The sequence below is a fragment of the Streptomyces asoensis genome (genome assembly GCF_013085465.1).
Classification (GTDB): domain Bacteria; phylum Actinomycetota; class Actinomycetes; order Streptomycetales; family Streptomycetaceae; genus Streptomyces; species Streptomyces cacaoi_A.
Genome location: NZ_CP049838.1, coordinates 1,939,407 through 1,958,256, shown reverse-complemented (window position 1 = coordinate 1,958,256; position 18,850 = coordinate 1,939,407). Strand labels below are relative to the sequence as shown.

Here is an 18,850-nt window from a genome sequence, read left to right as displayed (position 1 = left end):
TGAACGCGCGTCGGGGCCGGTTCGCGGTGGTACCCGCGGGCCGGCCCCTCATGTCTGCGGACGGCGGTCCCGCGCCGTCCGGCCGGTGCTCAGGCGGCGGTCACGACCCGGTGGGGGGCGATGACCCGGCCGTCCGGCAGGAGCTCACCGGTGTCCTCGAAGAGCAGGACGCCGTTGCACAGCAGGCTCCAGCCCTGCTCCGGGTGGTGCGCCATGAGGCGCGCGGACTCCCGGTCGGCTGAGGTCGCTGTCGGGCACGGTGGCTGGTGCTGGCACATGGATGGGAACTTCCGCTCTGGCGTGAGGTCTGAGATGGCTGTGGTGTCTGTTCCGCGGCGTGAAACGTCGTTCATGGCCGCCCCCCGTTGTGATAAGTCCGTCGGAACCCAGTGTTGCCCCACGGAGGTCGATCCGCAGGGATTTGGCGGCACCGCTTCTCACAGGTTCATGACGCATCACCCGCGCGGGCGGTTCATCTCAACCGCACTGTCACTTCGGGTGGTTCCTGGTGGCCGGATGGGGCTAGTCCGGACGGCGCCCGGGAGGTTCTCGGGTCACCGGACCGCACCGTACCCCGCCACCGGGGCCGCGGTGACGGGGTACGGGGTGCGGGGTCGACCGGTCCAGCGGTCAGGCAGGTGAACCGAGCAGCGGTGGCGTCGCGGGGGTGACACGGAGGGTGAGCAGGGGAAGCAACTCGGCGACCCGGTGTGCGCGGTGTGCGGCGATACCGGGCGGTGCCGGGGCCAGCGGCACCAGGAGGTCGGTGGGGGCGGGATGCCCCGTGGTGCCGTCCGAGGCGCTGTCTCCGTGCAGCCAGAGGGTGAGCATGTAGAGCCCGGGCACCGACAGCAGCCGCGCCTGGAACGGCTGGGCGGTCGACTCGGCCTGGCGCAGGGCACGTTCGGTGGAGGCGATGTAGGGGCCCTCGAAGAAGTGCGAGAACGCCCAGCCGTCCGGGGTGAGCCGGGTCTCGGCCGCCGCCACGGCGCGGTCGCCGCAGCGGATCAGGAAGCGCCAGCCGGCCAGCCGGGTCGCGGCCACGCCTTCGGGGGCGATCCGGTCCAGGACGTGCAGGGGCAGCGGGAGTTCGGGAGTGACGTCGCCCTGAGCGGTGCGCAGGGAGGGGGTACGAGCCTCGCGGACCGCGGTGGGGGAACCGAGTGCCATGAGGACGGAGCGAAGGGCGGGCGCGGGAGCCGGGGGGACATGCAAAGGCATGGTGGGTCGCCTCTCATTCGACAGGCACGGTGGCGCGAGGGCGTGGGCGGACGGCGCTGTCAGCTAGCTCTCGAACAGGTCGGAGAGGCGGGGGCCGGAGTCTGGGGGTGCGGGGGTGCGCGAGCGGCCTGCCGTCACTTCGACGACAGGCTCCTTCGACTGTGGGCGCCAACCTTCTCTGCCTTGTTCGCGGAGTTTATACGACATGTGTTCAGACTGTGTTTCGTCTAGTCGATCCCGGGACACTCGGCAAGGGTTCATTCGGTCGGCGACAGGGGTGAATCATCCCGATTCAGAGCGGGGTACGCGGCGATGACCTCGGCTTATGTGCCTGGAGCGGTCGGCGTATTCCTGTCGGCGTTTTTCACGAGTTCCATATTTCGTGAAAGGGCCTTCGGCCGCATGCCCCGTGAATGTGCCAGCGGTCACCGCCGGTGGCTTTCGGTCAGCGTAGCGGGTGCCGGGCCGTGCGGGGACGTTATCGATCGGCCCGGCTGGGCATCATCCCACCTGACCCGGATCATCCGGCGGCCGGGATCGCCGGCCCGCCCACGCGAGGAGGGACGCTTCGATGGGGGAAAAGGTCGTGGCAGGCGCGTTCGACCTGTCCGATCGTCAGCACTACCGGGACAAGCTCCGGCGGTGTCTGACGGGGCTCGAGCGGCTCCTGGCCCAGAAGCGCTTCGACCGCCCCAAGAACCTCATGGGGCTCGAGATCGAACTGAATCTCGCGGGTGCCGACGGCCAGCCGAGAATGCTGAATGGGCAAGTGCTGGAGAGGATCGCGAGCCGAGATTTCCAAACAGAACTCGCCATGTTCAATCTGGAAGTGAACATAGCCCCACATCGTTTGGGTGGCCGGGTATTCGACCGGCTCGCCGAAGAACTCCGTACGTCACTGGCATATGCCCATCGAAAGGCGAGCGAGGTCGACGCCGGTATCGTGATGATCGGTATTCTGCCCACGCTCGACCGGGACGACCTGGTCTCGTCGAACCTTTCCGAGGTCGACCGCTACACCCTCCTCAACGACCAGATCGTGGCCGCCAGGGGAGAGGACTTCGCTCTCGAGATCGAAGGGGTCGAGCGGCTGTCGTGCACCTCGAAGTCGATCGTGCCGGAGGCGGCCTGCACCTCCGTGCAGCTGCACCTCCAGGTCACGCCGGCCCGCTTCGCCGCGGTGTGGAACGCCGCGCAGGCGGTCACCGCCGCGCAGATCGCCGTCGGCGCCAACTCGCCCTTCCTGTTCGGCCACGAGCTGTGGCGGGAGTCGCGGCCCCCGCTGTTCCAGCAGGCCACCGACACCCGGCCACCGGAGCTCCAGGCACAGGGCGTACGGCCGCGGACATGGTTCGGGGAGCGGTGGATCAGTTCGGCGTACGAGCTGTTCGAGGAGAACCTGCGGTTCTTCCCGCCGCTGCTGCCCATCTGCGACGAGGAGGACCCGCTGGAGGTCCTGGACGCGGGCGGGGTGCCCTCGCTCGCCGAGCTCGTCCTGCACAACGGTACGGTCTACCGCTGGAACCGGCCCGTCTACGGCATCGCCGACGGCGTCCCGCACCTGCGGGTGGAGAACCGTGTCCTGCCCGCCGGGCCGACCGTGACCGACGTGGTCGCCAACGCGGCCTTCTACTACGGCGTGGTCCGGGCCCTGGCGGAGGAGTCCCGACCGGTGTGGTCCCGGCTGCCGTTCGAGGCGGCCGAGGCCAACTTCGACGCGGCCTGCCGGTACGGGATCGACGCGCGGCTCCAGTGGCCGCGGCGGGGGCGGCTGGGCGGCGTGGCCGAGGTGGACGCGGTGAGTCTCGTACGGGACGAGCTGCTGCCGCTGGCGGAGGCCGGGCTGGACGGGTGGGGGGTGGAGCCCGCCGATCGTGATTTCTATCTGGGGGTCATCGAGGAACGGTGCCGGCGGCGGACCAACGGGGCGACCTGGCAGGTGGCGACGTTCCACCGGGCGGTGGAGGCCGGGTTGTCACGGGACGCGGCGCTGGCGGCGACCACGCGGCGGTACGCGGAGCTGATGCATCTCGGGGAGCCGGTGCATACGTGGCCCGTGGGGTTGCCCGAGCCTGCGTCCTTGGGGTGAGGTTCAGGAGGTTCTGGGGCTTTCGGTGGTTCGCCGGCTGCGGGGCGGTGGGGGCTGGTCGCGCAGTTCCCCGCGTCCCTGGGTGGGGCGGTGGCGGGTGGGGATTCGGTCCGGGTCGGTTTCCGCGTCCCTGGGTGGGGCGGTGGCGGGCGGGGGTCTCGGGTCCTTGCCCACCGTCGGCGTCGCGGCGACCTTGGACGACTCACGCGCCGTGACGCCGACCGCGAGGCACTGTCCGTCGGAGGTGAGGCCGCTGTCCTTGGCCTGCTTCGCCGCGACCGTGAGCGCCGGGGCCACGTCCGGGGAGGCGGCCACCGTCAGCCGTACGAGGTGGTCGCGGCAGGCCGAGCCGAAGGAGAGCAGGCCGCTGCGCACGGCGGCCGCGGCGCCCCGGCGATCGTGAGGACGAGGGCGGTCGCGACGGCCACGGTGCGGCGGCGGAGCCGAGGACGGGGGGCGCTGCCGCCCGCCCCGTACTGATCGGGCAAGCTGTGACGTCCCATGACGGTGGTGCCCCTCCCTGCCGGCCCCGTGGCGGATTTCCGCCGCACGGCCTGCGAAGGGGAGGTACGCCCCGTACGGCGCCCGTCCCCCGACGGCCTGTCACGCACGATCTTCGTAACTTCTTTCGAGACCCTGGCGAGGCAGGGGTGGGGATGCGGCGGGTTCACGCAACTGGAGGCAAGTGTGCAGGTGGAGGCAGGGTAGGTGGCTGATTCTTTTCCGCGGGAGCAGCTCTCGCGACGGATTTTCCGCGACGAGACACTGCTCGTTCTGGGGGTTTCGCTCGGTGCGAGCGGGGTGTCCGCCCTGATCAGTTTTGTCGGATCGGTCACCAAGCCGGGCGGCTTGAAGGACCAGGCGGCGACCCTCAACGCCTCGGCCGCGCCCGGCCGTCCATGGCTCGATCTCGCCTGGCAGCTGTTCGGGATCGCCTCGGCGCTCGTCCCGGTGGCCCTCGTCGCGCACTTCCTGCTGCGCGAGGGACAGGGACTGCGCACCCTGGGCTTCGACCGCACCCGGCCCTGGCCGGACCTCGGTCGCGGGGCGGCGATCGCGGCGGTGATCGGTAGCACCGGCATCGCCTTCTACCTGGCGGCACGCGGCCTCGGCTTCAACCTCACGGTGGTGCCGGAGGCGCTGCCGGACGTGTGGTGGAAGTACCCGGTGCTGATCATGTCCGCGATGCAGAACGCGATCCTCGAAGAGGTCATCGTCGTCGGCTATCTGCTGCGCCGGCTGGGCCAGTTGGGCTGGACGCCGGGCACCGCGCTCGTGGCCAGCTCCGTGCTGCGCGGCTCGTACCACCTCTACCAGGGCATCGGCGGCTTCATCGGCAACATGGTGATGGGCGTGGTGTTCGTCTGTCTCTACCGGCGCTGGGGTCGGGTGGGCCCCCTGGTGGTGGCGCACTCCCTGCTCGACATCGGGGCCTTCGTGGGATACGCGCTGCTGGCGGGAAAGGTGGGGTGGCTGCCGACGGCGTGAGCCGGCCCGCACCTCCCCGCCGGACAGCGCTCAGGCGAGCAGCTCGCCCTCGATGACCGTGACCGCGCGGCCGCTCAGCAGGGTGCGCTCGCCGCACAGTTCGGTACGGACCCGGCCGGCCCGGGGCGAGGCCTGGAGGCCGGTGAGCGCGGTGCGGCCGAGCCGCTCGGCCCAGTAGGGCGCCAGGGCGGTGTGGGCGCTGCCCGTCACCGGGTCCTCGTCGATGCCGAGGTTCGGGAAGAAGCAGCGGGAGACGAAGTCGTATCCCAGGTCCGCGTTCTCGGCGCGGGCGGTCGCGACGATGCCGCGGCGGGAGTGGGCGGCCAGGGCCTTGTGGTCGGGCCTCAGGGCGTGGACGGTCTTCTCGTCGGCCAGCTCGACCAGCAGGTCGCCGACGTGCGGGCCGGTGTCGACACAGGCGAGCGGCTCGGCGCCCAGGGCCTCGGCGACGCCGGCCGGGATCTCGACCCCGGTCAGCGGGGCGGTCGGGAAGTCCAGGGTGATCGAACCGTCCTCGGCCGGCGTCGCGACGAGGACGCCGCTGCGGGTGGCGAAGCGCACCGGGCCCTCATGGGCGCCCGTGGTGTGCAGGACGTGGGCCGTGGCGAGCGTGGCGTGGCCGCACATGTCGACCTCGGCGACGGGGGTGAACCAGCGCAGGGCCCAGTCCGCCTCGCCGCCCTCGGGGAGCGGGTGGGCGAACGCCGTCTCGGCGTGGTTGACCTCCAGAGCCACGTTCTGGAGCCGGTTGTCGTCCGGGAAGGCGTCCAGGAGCAGGACCCCGGCCGGGTTGCCGGTGAAGGGGCGGTCGGTGAAGGCGTCGACGATTCGAATGCGCATGCCGGTGACGGTAGGCGGTGGGCGAAGCCGTCGGCCAAGGCCAATCCGCGAGTCCTGGCCCGGTTTTTGCCGACCCTCGCCGCGCATACGCCGTGGCCCGGTTTCGGCTGCCCCCGCCGCGAGCACGCTGGGGCGGGTCTGCCGTCGGTTCCCGCAGCCGGCACTTCGTGGCCAGGTTTGTGGTGCCCGTGCCGCCAACACGCTGTGGCCGGGTTCCGTTTCCCCGCCGCCAGCACGTCGAGCGTCTCGGGCGGGTCGCTCGCAGGGCACCCGGGGCGGAACCCTGGGATGCTGAGGACGAGCGCTACCCATGACCTGACGACCAGTGGCGGTGAGCGCCATGGCTGGGCTCGAGGAGAGCGATACCGATCCGACGGCGTCGGCCGCCGATCCCCAAGGGGATCCGTTTCTGCGCACCCGGTTCGTCGTACCGGCCCGGCCGGTGACGTTCCTGCGGCGCGAGCGGCTGGTCAGACATCTCGACCAGGCGCTGCGCACACCGTTGACCATGGTCAACGGCGCCGCGGGCGCCGGCAAGACGCTGCTCGTCGCCGACTGGGCCGCGGCACGCGACCGGCCCGTCGCCTGGCTCACCACGGACGCGGCGGCGCAGGGCCCCGGGATGCTCTGGGCGTACCTGCTCCAGGCGCTGCGCGCCTCCGGCACGTCCCTGCCCGCCGAGATCGGCTGCCCCGCGGACGCGAGCCGGGTGACCCCCCAACTGCTGGCGCGGCTCGCCGCGGAACTGAGCACCCTGGACCGGCCCGCGATCGTGGTGCTCGACGAGTACGACCGGGTGATCGACCCGGAGATCGCGGAGCAGCTGGAGTTCGTGCTGCACCACGCCGGCGACGGCCTGCGCCTGATCCTCGTCTCCCGTACCGAGCCGCTGCTGCCGCTGCACCGTTACCGGGCGGCCGGTGACCTGACGGAGATCCGGGGCGCGGAGCTGGCCTTCACCACCGAGGAGGCGGCCGAGCTGCTGGAGCTGCACGGGCTGCGGCTGCCGGCCCACGCGACCCAGGGTCTCGTGGACCGCACCGGGGGCTGGGCCGCCGGCCTGCGGCTGTGCGCGCTCGCCGCGCGGCAGGACCCGGATCCGGAGACGTATCTGAAGGAGTTCGAGGCCGACCGCACCACCGTCGCCGACTTCCTGCTGGCGGAGGTGCTCAGACGGCAGCCCCCCGAGACACAGGACCTCCTGCTGCGGGTCAGCGTCCTCGACCGGTTCCGCCCGGAGCTGGTGAACGCGCTGACGGAGCGCACCGACGCCGGGCCCATCCTGGCCGGCCTGTACCGCGAGAACGCGTTCGTGGAGCACCTCGGGCAGGACTGGTACCGCCTCCACCCGCTGTTCGGCGAGATCCTCCGGGCCCATCTGCGGATGCGCGAGCCCGGCCTGGAGCCCGAACTGCACCGGCGGGCCGCGCACTGGCTGCGGGGCTCGGGGTCCCTCACCGAGACGCTGGGCCAGGGCGCCGCCGCCGGCGACTGGGAGTTCACCGCGGGCGCCCTGATCGACGACCTTGCCATCGGCTGGCTCTTCACCGGTCTGCGTTCGGACGAACTCGCCGAGCTGTTCTCCCGGATGGCGCCGGAGGCCGCGAGCCCCGCGACGGACCTGGTCCGTGCCGCCCGGGAGCTGTCCCGGCGCGATCTCGACCGGGGGCTGACGCATCTGCGGCACGCGGAGCAGCGGCTGACGGCCGAACTGGGCCTGACGGCCGGGCCGGGGGACGCGGCGGAACAGGCCCTGACGGCCGAGTGGAGTCCCGGCGAGGCGCCCGACCTCGTGGCGGCCCGGTTGAGCTGTGCCCTGCTCGAGGCGCTGGCCGCCCGGCTGACCGGCGCGCCGGGCCGGGCGGAGTGGGCCGCGGCGGCGGCCGAGACGCTGTGCGACCGGGCGCCGGCCCACCTGTTGGAGAGGCATCCCGAGCTCACCGCGCTGCTGCTGGCCCATCTGGGCTCGGCGCGTCTGTGGGCCGGGCGGTTCGAGGACGCGTGCGCCGTCCTGTCGAGGGTCGCCGGGTCGTCGGCCGAGGCTTCGACCGCGCTCGCCCGCGAGGACTCGCTGGGCCGGCTGGCCCTGATCGACTATCTGAACGGCTGGCCCGGCAGGGCGGAGCGCAAGGCCCGGGCGGCGGTGACCGAGACGGAGCGGCACGGTCTGCCCAAGCCGTCCGGTTCCGGCATGGGACGGCTGGTGCTGGCCGCCGTCGCCGTGGACCGTGACGACCTGACCCTGGCACGGACGCTCCTCGACGAGGCGGCCGAGTCGGACCCGGCGCTGCGGGACCCCGTCATGGAGGCGGGCCGGGCCATCGCCACCGCCCGTCTGCACCTGGCCCGCGGCGACACCCGAGCCGCCCTCGAAGCGGCGGAACGCGCTGTGCCGGCCGCCGTGATCTCCCCCTGGGCGGAGGGCCAGACGGCGCTCGTCGTCTCCGCCGCGCATCTGGCCGAAGGCCGACCGGAGACGGCCGTCGAGGTGTGGCAGGCGGTGTCCGACGAGCAGTCGGCGTACGCGGTCGGGGCCGCGCGGGCCCAGCTCGCGGCGGGCCGGCCGGAGACGGCGATCGACCTCCTCGACGGCGTACGGCCCGAAGGTCGCGTGGGCCCCGCGGTGACCGTCCGGGCCACCCTGGTGCGCGCGCAGGTGGCGGACGCGGCGGGTGACGCGGCCACCTCGCGCAGGCTGGTCGCCCAGGCCCTGCGTGAGGCGCGGCGGGACGGGCTGCGACGGCCCTTCCTCGAGGTCGGCCCATGGATCCGCCCGTTCCTGGACACGGTGTCACCGCGGGTGCCGGCCGGGGGCCGGCTCACCCCCGGCGGGCCGGCGTCCGACGGCCGGCCGCTCCCGGTCGTGGAGACGCTGAGCGGACGCGAACTCGACGTACTGCGCAGGCTCGCCCTGACGATGTCGACGGAGGAGATCGCCGCCGATCTGTTCGTCTCCGTGAACACGGTCAAGACCCACCTCAAGAGCGCCTACCGGAAGCTGGCGGTCAACCGCCGCAACGACGCGGTGCGCCGCGCCCGTGAGCTGAAACTGTTGTGACCGAGCACGCCGGGCCGTGCCGGATCGCCCGTGGTGGGTGAGGCCGGACGCCCCGCGAGGACGGACGATCGCAGGGGTGAGTGCGCAGTCCGCCGATCCCAGGCCATCCCGGGGAGAGCAGCTCATGCGCTACGAGATCCGTGTCGAAGGGCACCTGTCGGAGGCGCTGACCGGGGCGTTCCCGGAGCTGGACCATGTGGTCATGTCCGGTCAGACCGTCCTGTTCGGGTACGTCGTCGACGAGGCGCACCTGTACGGGCTGTTGGCCCGCTGCCAGTCCCTGGGCCTGCGGGTCCTGGAGATGCGCCAACTGCCGGAGTGACGAGCGGGAGGCCGTCGTCCCCGGCCGGGCGCGAGGAGGAGTCATGAGCGTTTCGCCTGATCCCGCACCGCACCCCGCACCGCACCCCGGACCGCACCCCGGACCGCACCCCGGACCGGACCCGCTGTCCGGCGGACCGGACCGGCCGCCCGGCGGGCCGGTTTCCGGGCCGGTGGGGGGCGATCCCGCCGAGACACTGGCCGTACTCGGGCGCTCCTGGACGTGGATCCTCGGCTCGGCGGTCGCCACGCTCGTGCCGGGCATCCTGATCCTGGTCTGGCCGGACGAGACCCTGCACGTCCTTGCGGTCCTCATCGGCCTGTACCTGCTGGTGATCGGCGGCTTCCGGTTCGTCGCGGCCTTCGCCAGGGAGGACCACGGCGAACGCCTCACCGGGCTCCTGCTGGCGGTGCTGTACGTCGTCGCCGGGGTGCTGTGCCTGAGGAACCCGTTGCAGACCATCGCGACGCTCTCGCTGATCGTCGGGGTCCTCTGGTTGGTGTCCGGCATCCTCACCCTCTACACGGCGCTCGCCACCAAGGACCTGCCCCACCGGGGCGTAGTGATCGGCGCCGCCGTGTTCGCCATCGTCGCGGGGATCGTGGTGCTCGCCCTGCCCACCGAGTCGGCCCGGGCGCTGACCCGGCTGCTCGGCCTGTGGCTCGTCCTGCTCGGCCTGGTCGAGGCGGCGGTCGCCTTCGCCTGGCGGGCCGCGCTGCGCCGGGCGCGCCCGGCGGGGCCGGGGGCACCCGCGGGGACGGTCTGAGACAGCCGGCGCGCTCACCCGCCGCGGGTGAGGCCGCCGGGACCCTGTCCGCGCAAGCTGAGAACGGCACACCACGCCATGTCGGGCCCCGGCCCGGAACGGAGGAGAGACATGAGTGGGGACACGTACCTCGCCTACGACTATCCGCTGCTGAGCGCCTTCTGGACCATGCTGGTGTTCTTCCTGTGGGTCATGTGGTTCGTCCTGCTGTTCCGGATCGTCGTGGACATCTTCCGCGACGACGACCTCAGCGGCTGGGCCAAGGCCGGCTGGCTGGCGTTCTGCATCCTGCTGCCCTTCCTGGGCGTCTTCGTCTACGTGATCGCGCGGGGCAAGAACATGGGACGCCGCGAGATCAAGCAGGCGCGGGATCAGCAGCAGGCCTTCGACAGCTATGTCCGCGAGACCGCCAAGGGCGCGGCGCCCACCAGCAGCGTCGACGAACTCGCCAAGCTGTCCGAGATCCGTGCCCGCGGTGACATCACGGACGAGGAGTACAACCGGGCCAAGCAAATGGTGCTGAGCGGCTCCCGCCACTGAGCACACCGAACGACACCGAGCGACACCGAGCCCAAACGCGACCGAATCGAGGCTTCGGGATGACAGCGACACACCCCACCCACGCGTCGTCGGCCAAGCGGCACACGGCCAAACAGCACTGGGCCGAAGGCCTGATGGTTTTCGCCGCCGTCACCCTCATGCTCGCCGGAGTGCTCGACATCTTCCGGGGCATCATGGGAATCGCCGAGGACGACGTCTTCGTCTCCACCCCCAACTACGTCTTCGCGTTCGACCTCACCGGCTGGGGCTGGATCCACCTCGCCCTGGGCGTGGTCGCGGTGATCGTCAGCCTGGGACTGTTCCAGTCGGCGACGTGGGCGCGGGTCGCCGGCGTGGCCATCGCCGGGCTGATCGTCATCGCCAACTTCCTCTCCCTGCCGTACTACCCGGTCTGGTCCGTCGTGATGATCGCCTTCTCCGGGTTCATCATCTGGGCACTGTGCGTGGTGAAGCCGGACAGGCCCGCGGACTGACCGGGCGGGGCCGTCCCGTCCGCATCATCAGGAAGGCGGTAGACGATGTGCCGTTGGCTCGCCTACTCGGGAACTCCTGTCCTGCTCGAAACGATCCTCTACCGGCCGACGCACTCGCTGATCGACCAGAGCCTGCACTCCAAGATGGGCGTGGAGACGACGAACGGTGACGGCTTCGGCGTCGGCTGGTACGGGGGCGACGCGGAAGACGGGAGCCCCGCGGTCGTCCGGGAGATCGGCCCGGCGTGGAGCAACCGCAATCTGCGGGAGATCGCCGGTCACGTCCGCTCACCGCTGTTCTTCGCGCACATCCGGGCCTCGACCGGCACGGCGGTGCAGCAGACCAACTCCCACCCGTTCCGGCACGGGCGCTGGATGTGGATGCACAACGGCGCCATCGCCGACTTCCACCGGATGCGCCGGGACCTCGCCCTCTCCGTCGACCCGCAGCTGTTCCTCGACATCGAGGGGTCGACGGACTCGGAGATGATGTTCTTCCTGGCCCTGACCCTCGGCCTGGAGGAGGATCCGCCGGGCGCCGTCGCGCGGATGGTCGGCCTGGTGGAACGCACCGGCCATGCGCACGGGGTGGAGTTCCCGGTCCAGATGACGGTGGCCGTGACCGACGGAGAACGGCTGTGGGCCTTCCGCTACTCCAGCCAGGGAGCCTCACGCTCGCTGTTCTACAGCACCCGGGTGGAGACGCTCCGCTCGCTCCACCCCGACCTGGCCTTCCTGCGCGAGGTCTCCGACGAGACCCGTCTCATCGTCTCCGAGCCCCTGGGTGATCTGCCCGGGGCCTGGAACAAGGTCCCCGAGAACACGTACGGCGTGGTGCAGCCCGGCGGGGACGAGATCGTCCACTTCGTCCCGCAGGCGGCCTGACGCGCACGGCCGCCCGCTGTCCGGTGCCGGGCTCGGCACCGCAGGGCGGCCGTGGACATCAGTGCAGGACATCAGTGCACGGAGAAGCCACCGTCGACGAAGAGCGCCTGCCCGGTCACATAGCCGGAGGAGCGGCCGGCCAGGAACACGGCGGCTCCGGCGAAGTCCTCGGCCAGGCCGTTGCGCCCGACCATCGTGCGCGCGGCCAGCGCCGCCACCTTCTCCGGGTCGGACTGCAACCGCATGTTGAGCGGGGTCAGGACGAAGCCGGGCACCAGCGTGTTGCAGGTGACGCCGTACGGCGACCACGCCTCGGCCTGGGAGCGGGCCAGCGACTCAAGGGCCCCCTTCGAGACGCCGTAGGCGCCGCTCTGGACGAACGCGCGGTGTGCCTGCTGGGAGCTGATGTGGATGATCCGTCCGAAGCCGCGCTCGGCCATACCGGGCCCGAACCGCAGGCCCAGCAGATAGGGCGCCTCCAGGTTCACCGCCATCGTGGCGTCCCACACCTCCTCGCCCAGCTCGCCCATGGGCGGCCGCAGATTGATCCCGGCGCAGTTCACGAGGATGTCGGGCTCGCCGTACACCCCGGCCGCCTGCTCCGCGGCGGCGCGCACCCCGTCGCGGGTGCTCAGGTCGGCGCTCACCCAGGCCGCCCGGCAGCCGTCCGCCGTCAGCTCGTCGACCGTGGCGGCCAGCTCCGCCTCCTTGCGCGCCACGATCACCACGCCCGCCCCCGCCCGGGCGAGGGCGCCGGCGATGGCCCGGCCGATGCCGGAACTGCCGCCGGTCACCACGGCGACCCGGCTGTCCAGCGAGAACAGTTCGGAGAGATAGGTGTCCGGGGTGCGGTGCGAGGGGCTGCGGGATGTCATGTCCGCACCCTAGACGGCGTCCGCACCCCGGACGGCCCGAGTCCTTGCCAAGCGAACTGTTCCGATATATCGTTGACGCATCGCGACAGATCAACGATGGAATGAAGGAGTGGTTTGCGATGCGTACCCACGGATTCGAGCGTGGACATGGTCAGGACGGCCCCCGGCGCGGCCGCGGCGGCTTCGACGGACGACGGGCGGCTTTCGGGCCCTTCGGTCCGGGTGGCCCGGGTGGTCCGGGTGGTCCGGGATTCGGCCCCGGCGGTCCCGGCTTCGGGCCGGGCTTCGGTGGCCCCTGGGGCGGACGAGGGCGTGGCGGACCCAGGGGGAGGGCGCGGCGCGGTGACGTACGGGCCTCGATCCTGGCCCTGCTCAAGGACCGGCCCATGCACGGCTACGAGATGATCCAGGAGATCGCCGAGCGCAGCGGCGGGGCGTGGAAGCCCAGCCCGGGCTCGGTGTACCCCACCCTCCAGTTGCTGGAGGACGAGGGGCTGATCAGCAGTGAGAGCGAAGGCGGCAAGAAGCTGTTCTCGCTCACCGACGAAGGTCGCACGGCCGCCGAGGAGGGCCCGGAGGCCCCCTGGGAGGAGGCCTCGCGCGGGGTCGACTGGGAGGCTCTCAGTGAGATCCGCCAGGCCGGCTTCGGTCTGATGGAGGCCTTCGGGCAGGTCTGGAAGACCGGCAGCAAGGAGCAGCGCGAGAAGGCGCTCACGGTCATCAACGACGCCCGCAAGAAGCTGTACCTGATCCTCGCCGACGAGGACTGATCGCCGTACGGCGATGCCGAGGCGCCCCGCGGAGTCATCCGCGGGGCGCCTTCGTGTGCCGGGCGCCTCGCCCGGTCGGTCAGACGATCAGTCCGCCCAGCTTGCGCAGTGACTCGTTCAGCGCGGCCGTGCCCGAGTCCTTGAGTCTGCCCGCCATCAGCGACACGGCCGCGCCCGTGAACTCGCCGTCGATGCGGACCGTCGTGGCGTCCCCTTCGGGGGTCAGGGTGTAGCGGGTGGCCACGGACACCGCCATCGGGCCCTTCCCGCGGATGGCGAGCACCCGGGCGGGCTCCAGTTCCGCCACGGTCCACTCGACCTCGGCCGGGAACCCCATGAGCTTCATGTTCTCCTGGAAGGTCGCGCCCACTTCGAGGATCTCGGGGCCGCCCTTGGGGAAGTTGGTGTGGGTCGCGTTCCACTCCCCGTACGCCGACCAGTCGGTGAGCTGGGCCCACACCTTCTCGGCCGGTGCCTGGATGCGTGCCTCCGCGCTGACTTCGGCCATGCGACCACCTCTTCGTGTCGGGCAACTGGGGCTGCCTCTTCGTGTCGGGCAACTGGGGCTGCGGTGTCGCGGAACGTAGCTCCAGGGCCTCGAACATTCAATACTGACGAACCGTCAGGAAATGTGGAGGAGTGCGTCGACATACCCCGGCAGGGTCACTTGCAAGTCGGCGCGCGCCCTGGATGGGGAAACGGCCTGATCTCATCCGTAGGGAGGAGATTCCGACGGCCGGGGTCCGCTCTGTGTGGGACGCGAAGATGCTCCCCGCCGGGGATGACCGCACCCGGCCGGGACTGATGGGGTGGGGTGGTGCAATCCCGTACTTCCCGGCAGTCGCCCCAGCACCCGGTGGCGCACGGCATGGACGACGACCCCAGGCTCGCCGCCGAGCCCGCGGCGGCGCTCGCCGCCGCCCGCCGCAGGGCGGTGCGGGACGGGGACCGGCAGATCGACACCGCCCACCTGCTGCACTCGCTCCTGGAGCAGGACCCTCAGGTGCGCGCCGCCTTCGACGGCGGACCCCAGCTCGCCCGGCTGCTCGGTTACCTTGTCCAGCGCAGCATCGGCTATGGCCTGCGCTGGCAGAGCGGAGTCGAGGACTCCGGGACCCTGCCCGTCGTCACGGTCGTCGAGGGTTTCTCCCCGCTGGCCGCGGCCGCGCTGGAGCACGCGTGCGTGCGGGCCGCCCGGCGCGACGGAGCGCCGGCCCGGGGCGTCGACCTGCTCGCGGCGATCGTCGCGGACCCGCAGGCGCGGGCCGTCGAGGTGCTGACCCGCGCCGCCGTCGACGTCCACGCGCTGCGCGCACGGATCGAGGACGGTCCGCAGGAGCGCGAGGCCCGCGCCGGAGGCGGCGAAGGCGCCTACTGAGACCGCCCCGACCCCGCCCCGACCGCCCTCGCCCGCCGTCCGGGGCCGTCCAGCCGATGAGACAGGTGTCAACGGGGATGACGCTCATGTCGTCGCCTGTCATCATGTGCCGGTGCATATGTCTGTGAGCAGTGAGGGCAAGAGCGGGAAGGGCATCGGGCTCGGTCTGGCGATCGGGTCGGCCATCGCCTTCGGCGGATCCGGGGTCGCGGCCAAGCCGCTGATCGAGGCGGGCCTCGATCCGCTGCACGTGGTGTGGCTGCGGGTGACCGGCGCGGCCCTGGTGATGCTGCCGCTCGCCGTACGACACCGCGCCCTGCTGCGCACCCGCCCGGCGCTGCTCGCCGGGTTCGGTCTGCTCGGCGTGGCGGGAGTGCAGGCGTTCTACTTCGCCGCGATCTCCCGCATCCCGGTCGGTGTCGCGCTGCTCGTCGAGTACCTCGCGCCCGCGCTGGTGCTCGGCTGGGTGCGGTTCGTGCAGCGCCGGCCGGTGACGCGCGCCGCCGCGCTCGGCGTGGTCCTCGCGGTGGGCGGGCTGGCCTGTGTCGTCGAGGTCTGGTCGGGGCTGAGTTTCGACGCCTTCGGGCTGCTGCTCGCGCTCGCGGCCGCCTGCTGCCAGGTCGGCTACTTCGTCCTGTCCGACCAGGGCAGCGACTCCGGGGACGACGCCCCCGATCCGCTCGGCGTCATCGCGTACGGCCTCCTCGTGGGCGCCGTCGTCCTGACCGCCGTCTCCCGCCCCTGGGGCATGGACTGGTCCGTGCTCGCGCACACCGCCGGCATGAACGGCACCGAGGTCCCCGCCTGGCTGCTGCTCGCCTGGATCGTGCTCATCGCGACGGTGGTCGCCTACGTCACCGGCGTGGTCTCCGTGCGCCGGCTCTCTCCCCAGGTCGCGGGCGTGGTGGCCTGTCTGGAGGCGGTCATCGCGACGGTCCTGGCATGGGTGCTGCTCGGCGAGCACCTCTCGGCGCCGCAGATCGTGGGTGGGGCGGTGGTTCTCCTGGGCGCCTTCATCGCGCAGTCGTCCGCGCCGGCCAAGGGCGCCTCGGAGCCGGTGGCCGGCGGCAGTCCCGAAAGGGAGCTGTCGGCCCGCGGGACGGCTGCCTAGGCTCCCGATCACGCCTTCGAACGTGTTCGTTCCTCCGCCCGCGGGCGCCTGAGGCGGGCCGTCCGGTCACCGGTCCCGCACCCGTGGAGTCACAGGGCGTTCCGGCGACAGGGGGAGAGAGGGGGAGAGGTGCCGCGGGCGGGCGCGGGGCCGGGCTCCCGCCTTTTCTCGCGCCGTCCCGTACGTCACCTCGGGCGGTCATGTCCGGCGTCGTCGTGACAGGTGCTCGCCGGCCGCCGCGTCGCGTGGGCCGCCCCGGGCGGCCAGGCCGGCGGCGATGCGGTCCTGGGTCTCGCTCGGCCGGTGGGCCGCGTACTTGAACTTGGCCCGTACGCCGGTCACCTCGAGCCGGACACCACGGATGCCGGAGAGCAGACGGCCGTACGGCGCCTCGCCGACCGTGGGCCGGGCGGAGCCGCCCTCCGGCTGGAAGTGGCCCAACTGGCGTTCGAGCAGCTCGGCCTTGGCGGTCGGATCGTCCACGATGTGGGCCGTGCAGCGGAGCTGGACCGCCGCGTAGAAGCTCGTCGGGGTGCCGTGCTCGGCGGGGGCACCCGGCGGTGCCTGCCACGGGCCGGGTACGAACACATAGTCGTCGACCACGCTCAGGATCACGGTCGGGTCCGCCTCCAGGGCGGGCCACAGGGGGTTGGGCCGGGCCAGATGGGTGACGGCCTCGCCCGCGTCGGGGTCGTAGGCGAAGTGCAGGGGCTGGACGAACGGGGGCTCGCCCGCCGGGCCGTTGACCGCGAGCTGGCCGAAGTCGTGGACGGACAGCCAGTCGCGCCACTCGCCGTCGTCGTGGGGCGCGTCCCAGGGGTGGATGAGCATCACGGCACCGCGAGGTAGTCGGGGAGGACGGTGCCGGGGGCGAGGTCGGCCTCCGGGAGGGGCGCGTCGTAACCCTTGCGCAGCGGGAGCACACCGGCCCAGTGGGGGAGGGCGAGGTCCTCCGGTTCCTCGTTCACCCCGCCGGTGCGGGTCTTGGCCGACACCTCGTTCAGGTCGAGGCGGATCACCGCGGTCGCCGCCAGTTCCTTCTTGTTCGCGGGGCGCGAGTCGGCGGCCCGGCCCGGGACGACATGGTCGACGAGGGCGTCGAGCGCGGTGAGCTTCTCCTGCGGGTCCGTCACGTCGTACGCGATGCCGTGCACCACGACCGAGCGGTAGTTGATCGAGTGGTGGAAGGCCGAGCGGGCCAGCACCAGACCGTCGACATGCGTCACCGTCAGGCACACCGGCAGCCCCGGGTCCGCCTGGCCCGTCATCCGCAGCGGACGCGAACCCGTGGAGCCGTGCACGTAGAGCGTCTCGCCGACCCTGCCGTACAGGGTCGGCAGCACGACCGGCGCGCCGTCGCGGACGAAACCGAGGTGGCAGACGTAGCCCTCGTCGAGTATCGCGTGCACGAGCTCCCTGTCGTACGAGGCCTTCTGCGCGGACCGCGTGGGGATCGTGCGGTCGGTCGGGGTGTAGGCGGCGGTCCGTGTCGTCGTCTCCGGGGTCCCCTGCATGGCGTTCTCCATTGCACTAGTGCATAATAGGCTTTGTGCTAGGAGAATATCCGATCAAAGGCCGGCGTGCAGCGGACATTTCCGCGAGCATCGAGGCGGCGGTGGGTACGGGTGAGCTGGGTCCTGGGCAACTGCTGCCGCCCATGCGGGAGTTGGCGACCGCACTGGGGGTGAACCCGAACACCGTCGCGGCCGCCTATCGCACCCTGCGGGAGCGCGGGGTGATCGAGACCGACGGCCGACGGGGCAGCCGGGTGCGGTCGAAGCCCGCCACGACCGGGCGCGAGTTCCTCCGGGTCGAGGTGCCGGAGGGCGTACGGGACGCGGCCGCCGGCAACCCGGACACCGCGCTGCTGCCACCGCTGGCGCCGGCGTTCGCGTGGGCCGCCGCGCAGGGCGACCGGGAACCGGTCCTGTACGGGCACGCTGCGCTGGAACCCGAACTGGCGCGGCTGGCGCGGGCCGAACTGGACGCGGACGGTGTGCCGGCCGGGCCCGTGGCCGTCGCCTCCGGTTCGCTGGACGCGATCGAACGCGTCCTCGCCGCGCATGTGAGGCCGGGCGACACCGTGGCCGTCGAGGATCCCGGCTGGGGCTCCCTGCTCGACCTCGTCCCGGCGCTCGGGCTGCGCCCGGTTCCGGTCGGCGTCGACGACGACGGCCCGCTGCCCGAGCAGGTGCGTCGCGCCCTGGAGGCCGGGGCGCGCGCCCTGATCGTCACCGACCGGGCGCAGAACCCGACCGGCGCGGCGGTGAGTGCCGCACGCGCGCGTGCCCTGCGTGCCGTGCTGCGGGCACACCCGCGGACCGTGCTCGTCGAGGACGACCACGGTCATGGGATCGTCGACCTCCCGCTGCACCCCCTCGCGGGCGTCACCCGGCACTGGGCGTTCGTGCGCTCGGTGGCCAAGGCGTACGGACCCGACCTGCGGTTCGCCGTGCTCACCGGGGACGAGGTCACCCTCGACCGGGTGCGCGGGCGGCAGCGGCTCGGACCCGGGTGGGTCAGCCGGATCACCCAGCGGGCGGTGCTGCGGCTGTGGGCCGACGGGGCGGTGGACGCGCGGGCGGTGGCCGAGGCGTACGGGAGCCGGCGGGACGCGCTGATCACGGCGCTGGCCGAGCGGGGGGTCGAGGCGCGCGGCCGCAGCGGGATGAACGTGTGGATTCCCGTGCCGGACGAGACGGGGGCCGTCGCCCGGTTGCTCCAGGCGGGGTGGGCCGTCGCCCCCGGGGCACGGTTCCGGATCGAGGCCCCACCAGGGATCCGCATCACCGTCTCGACGCTGGCCCGGGACGAGGTCGGCCCACTGGCGGACGCCGTCGCCTCCGCGGTACGGGTGGGCGGCACCCGCGGGTACGTCTAGGGCGCGAAGGCGCTGCGCGGAGCGGTCTCGACGGGTGCCGGGTCGTCGTGGGTTTCGCATCCACCCGGCGGTGCCGCAGGGCGCTGCCGCCCGCGCCGATCGGGTCGGCGGGGGCCCGGCCGTCGCGGCTAC

19 protein-coding genes and 1 pseudogene are annotated in these 18,850 nt (G+C 72.3%); 12 read left to right on the top strand and 8 right to left on the bottom strand.

The window, feature by feature from the left end:
* Window positions 1-89: 89 nt before the first annotated feature.
* Both G9272_RS08685 and G9272_RS08680 read right to left on the bottom strand, forming a co-directional pair.
* The gene (locus tag G9272_RS08685) at window positions 90-278 is read right to left on the bottom strand and encodes a DUF5999 family protein (RefSeq protein WP_171396006.1); all 189 of its coding nucleotides are present in this window, start codon (window positions 276-278) and stop codon (window positions 90-92) included.
* A gap of 352 nt (window positions 279-630) precedes the next feature.
* Window positions 631-1,221 (bottom strand): hypothetical protein, encoded by a 591-nt coding sequence (locus G9272_RS08680; RefSeq protein WP_171396005.1) that lies wholly within the window; start codon window positions 1,219-1,221, stop codon window positions 631-633.
* A 571-nt stretch (window positions 1,222-1,792) separates the two neighbouring features.
* Between G9272_RS08680 and G9272_RS08675 the strand changes: the two genes are divergently transcribed.
* Window positions 1,793-3,310, top strand: a complete 1,518-nt coding sequence (locus tag G9272_RS08675; protein ID WP_171396004.1) for a glutamate-cysteine ligase family protein — start codon at window positions 1,793-1,795, stop codon at window positions 3,308-3,310.
* 159 nt (window positions 3,311-3,469) lie between these two features.
* On the opposite strand, the pseudogene G9272_RS08670 reads toward G9272_RS08675, so the two are convergent.
* Window positions 3,470-3,813: pseudogene (locus G9272_RS08670) on the bottom strand (hypothetical protein); the annotation flags it as partial.
* A gap of 205 nt (window positions 3,814-4,018) precedes the next feature.
* Between G9272_RS08670 and G9272_RS08665 the strand changes: the two are divergent.
* A complete protein-coding gene (locus G9272_RS08665; RefSeq protein ID WP_171396003.1) occupies window positions 4,019-4,798 on the top strand; it encodes a CPBP family intramembrane glutamic endopeptidase in 780 nt (259 codons plus the stop codon).
* A 30-nt stretch (window positions 4,799-4,828) separates the two neighbouring features.
* Here the strand turns inward: G9272_RS08665 and G9272_RS08660 are convergent, their stop codons facing one another.
* Window positions 4,829-5,638, bottom strand: coding sequence for a PhzF family phenazine biosynthesis protein (locus G9272_RS08660; RefSeq protein WP_171396002.1), 810 nt, complete (start codon window positions 5,636-5,638; stop codon window positions 4,829-4,831).
* A gap of 340 nt (window positions 5,639-5,978) precedes the next feature.
* On the opposite strand from G9272_RS08660, the gene G9272_RS08655 reads away from it, so the two are divergent.
* The 6 genes from G9272_RS08655 (at window position 5,979) to G9272_RS08630 (ending at window position 11,703) form a co-directional block, all read left to right on the top strand.
* A complete protein-coding gene (locus G9272_RS08655; protein ID WP_171396001.1) occupies window positions 5,979-8,696 on the top strand; it encodes a LuxR C-terminal-related transcriptional regulator in 2,718 nt (905 codons plus the stop codon).
* Window positions 8,697-8,820: 124 nt separating this feature from the next.
* Window positions 8,821-9,018, top strand: a complete 198-nt coding sequence (locus G9272_RS08650; RefSeq protein ID WP_171396000.1) for a hypothetical protein — start codon at window positions 8,821-8,823, stop codon at window positions 9,016-9,018.
* Window positions 9,019-9,061: 43 nt separating this feature from the next.
* A complete protein-coding gene (locus tag G9272_RS08645; protein ID WP_253267759.1) occupies window positions 9,062-9,784 on the top strand; it encodes an HdeD family acid-resistance protein in 723 nt (240 codons plus the stop codon).
* Between the two features lie 111 nt (window positions 9,785-9,895).
* Window positions 9,896-10,324, top strand: coding sequence for an SHOCT domain-containing protein (locus G9272_RS08640; RefSeq protein WP_171395999.1), 429 nt, complete (start codon window positions 9,896-9,898; stop codon window positions 10,322-10,324).
* A 59-nt stretch (window positions 10,325-10,383) separates the two neighbouring features.
* Window positions 10,384-10,818, top strand: a complete 435-nt coding sequence (locus tag G9272_RS08635) for a DUF7144 family membrane protein (RefSeq protein WP_171395998.1) — start codon at window positions 10,384-10,386, stop codon at window positions 10,816-10,818.
* A gap of 45 nt (window positions 10,819-10,863) precedes the next feature.
* Window positions 10,864-11,703, top strand: coding sequence for a class II glutamine amidotransferase (locus G9272_RS08630; protein WP_171395997.1), 840 nt, complete (start codon window positions 10,864-10,866; stop codon window positions 11,701-11,703).
* A 71-nt stretch (window positions 11,704-11,774) separates the two neighbouring features.
* Here G9272_RS08630 and G9272_RS08625 read toward each other — a convergent pair whose 3' ends face one another.
* Entirely contained in the window at window positions 11,775-12,578 is an 804-nt protein-coding gene (locus G9272_RS08625) for an SDR family NAD(P)-dependent oxidoreductase (protein WP_171395996.1), read from the bottom strand.
* A gap of 119 nt (window positions 12,579-12,697) precedes the next feature.
* Between G9272_RS08625 and G9272_RS08620 the strand changes: the two genes are divergently transcribed.
* The gene (locus tag G9272_RS08620; RefSeq protein ID WP_171395995.1) at window positions 12,698-13,348 is read left to right on the top strand and encodes a PadR family transcriptional regulator; all 651 of its coding nucleotides are present in this window, start codon (window positions 12,698-12,700) and stop codon (window positions 13,346-13,348) included.
* A gap of 79 nt (window positions 13,349-13,427) precedes the next feature.
* Here G9272_RS08620 and G9272_RS08615 read toward each other — a convergent pair whose 3' ends face one another.
* Window positions 13,428-13,856 carry a type II toxin-antitoxin system Rv0910 family toxin gene (locus tag G9272_RS08615; RefSeq protein ID WP_171395994.1) on the bottom strand — a complete coding sequence of 143 codons (429 nt, stop codon included), beginning with the start codon at window positions 13,854-13,856 and terminating at the stop codon, window positions 13,428-13,430.
* Between the two features lie 309 nt (window positions 13,857-14,165).
* Between G9272_RS08615 and G9272_RS08610 the strand changes: the two genes are divergently transcribed.
* On the top strand, window positions 14,166-14,726 hold the full coding sequence (locus G9272_RS08610; protein ID WP_437184264.1) for a Clp protease N-terminal domain-containing protein: 561 nt from the start codon (window positions 14,166-14,168) through the stop codon (window positions 14,724-14,726).
* A 106-nt stretch (window positions 14,727-14,832) separates the two neighbouring features.
* On the top strand, window positions 14,833-15,837 hold the full coding sequence (locus G9272_RS08605; protein WP_171395993.1) for an EamA family transporter: 1,005 nt from the start codon (window positions 14,833-14,835) through the stop codon (window positions 15,835-15,837).
* Window positions 15,838-16,035: 198 nt separating this feature from the next.
* Here the strand turns inward: G9272_RS08605 and G9272_RS08600 are convergent, their stop codons facing one another.
* Both G9272_RS08600 and G9272_RS08595 read right to left on the bottom strand, forming a co-directional pair.
* Complete coding sequence (locus tag G9272_RS08600; protein ID WP_171395992.1) at window positions 16,036-16,668, bottom strand: FMN-binding negative transcriptional regulator; 633 nt, start codon at window positions 16,666-16,668, stop codon at window positions 16,036-16,038.
* Entirely contained in the window at window positions 16,668-17,351 is a 684-nt protein-coding gene (locus tag G9272_RS08595; RefSeq protein ID WP_171395991.1) for a pyridoxamine 5'-phosphate oxidase family protein, read from the bottom strand. The genes G9272_RS08600 and G9272_RS08595 overlap by 1 nt, the downstream gene beginning before the upstream one ends.
* A 35-nt stretch (window positions 17,352-17,386) precedes the next feature.
* Here G9272_RS08595 and G9272_RS08590 point away from each other — a divergent pair, with 35 nt between their 5' ends.
* A complete protein-coding gene (locus G9272_RS08590) occupies window positions 17,387-18,718 on the top strand; it encodes an aminotransferase class I/II-fold pyridoxal phosphate-dependent enzyme (RefSeq protein WP_171395990.1) in 1,332 nt (443 codons plus the stop codon).
* The last annotated feature ends 132 nt before the right edge of the window (window positions 18,719-18,850 follow it).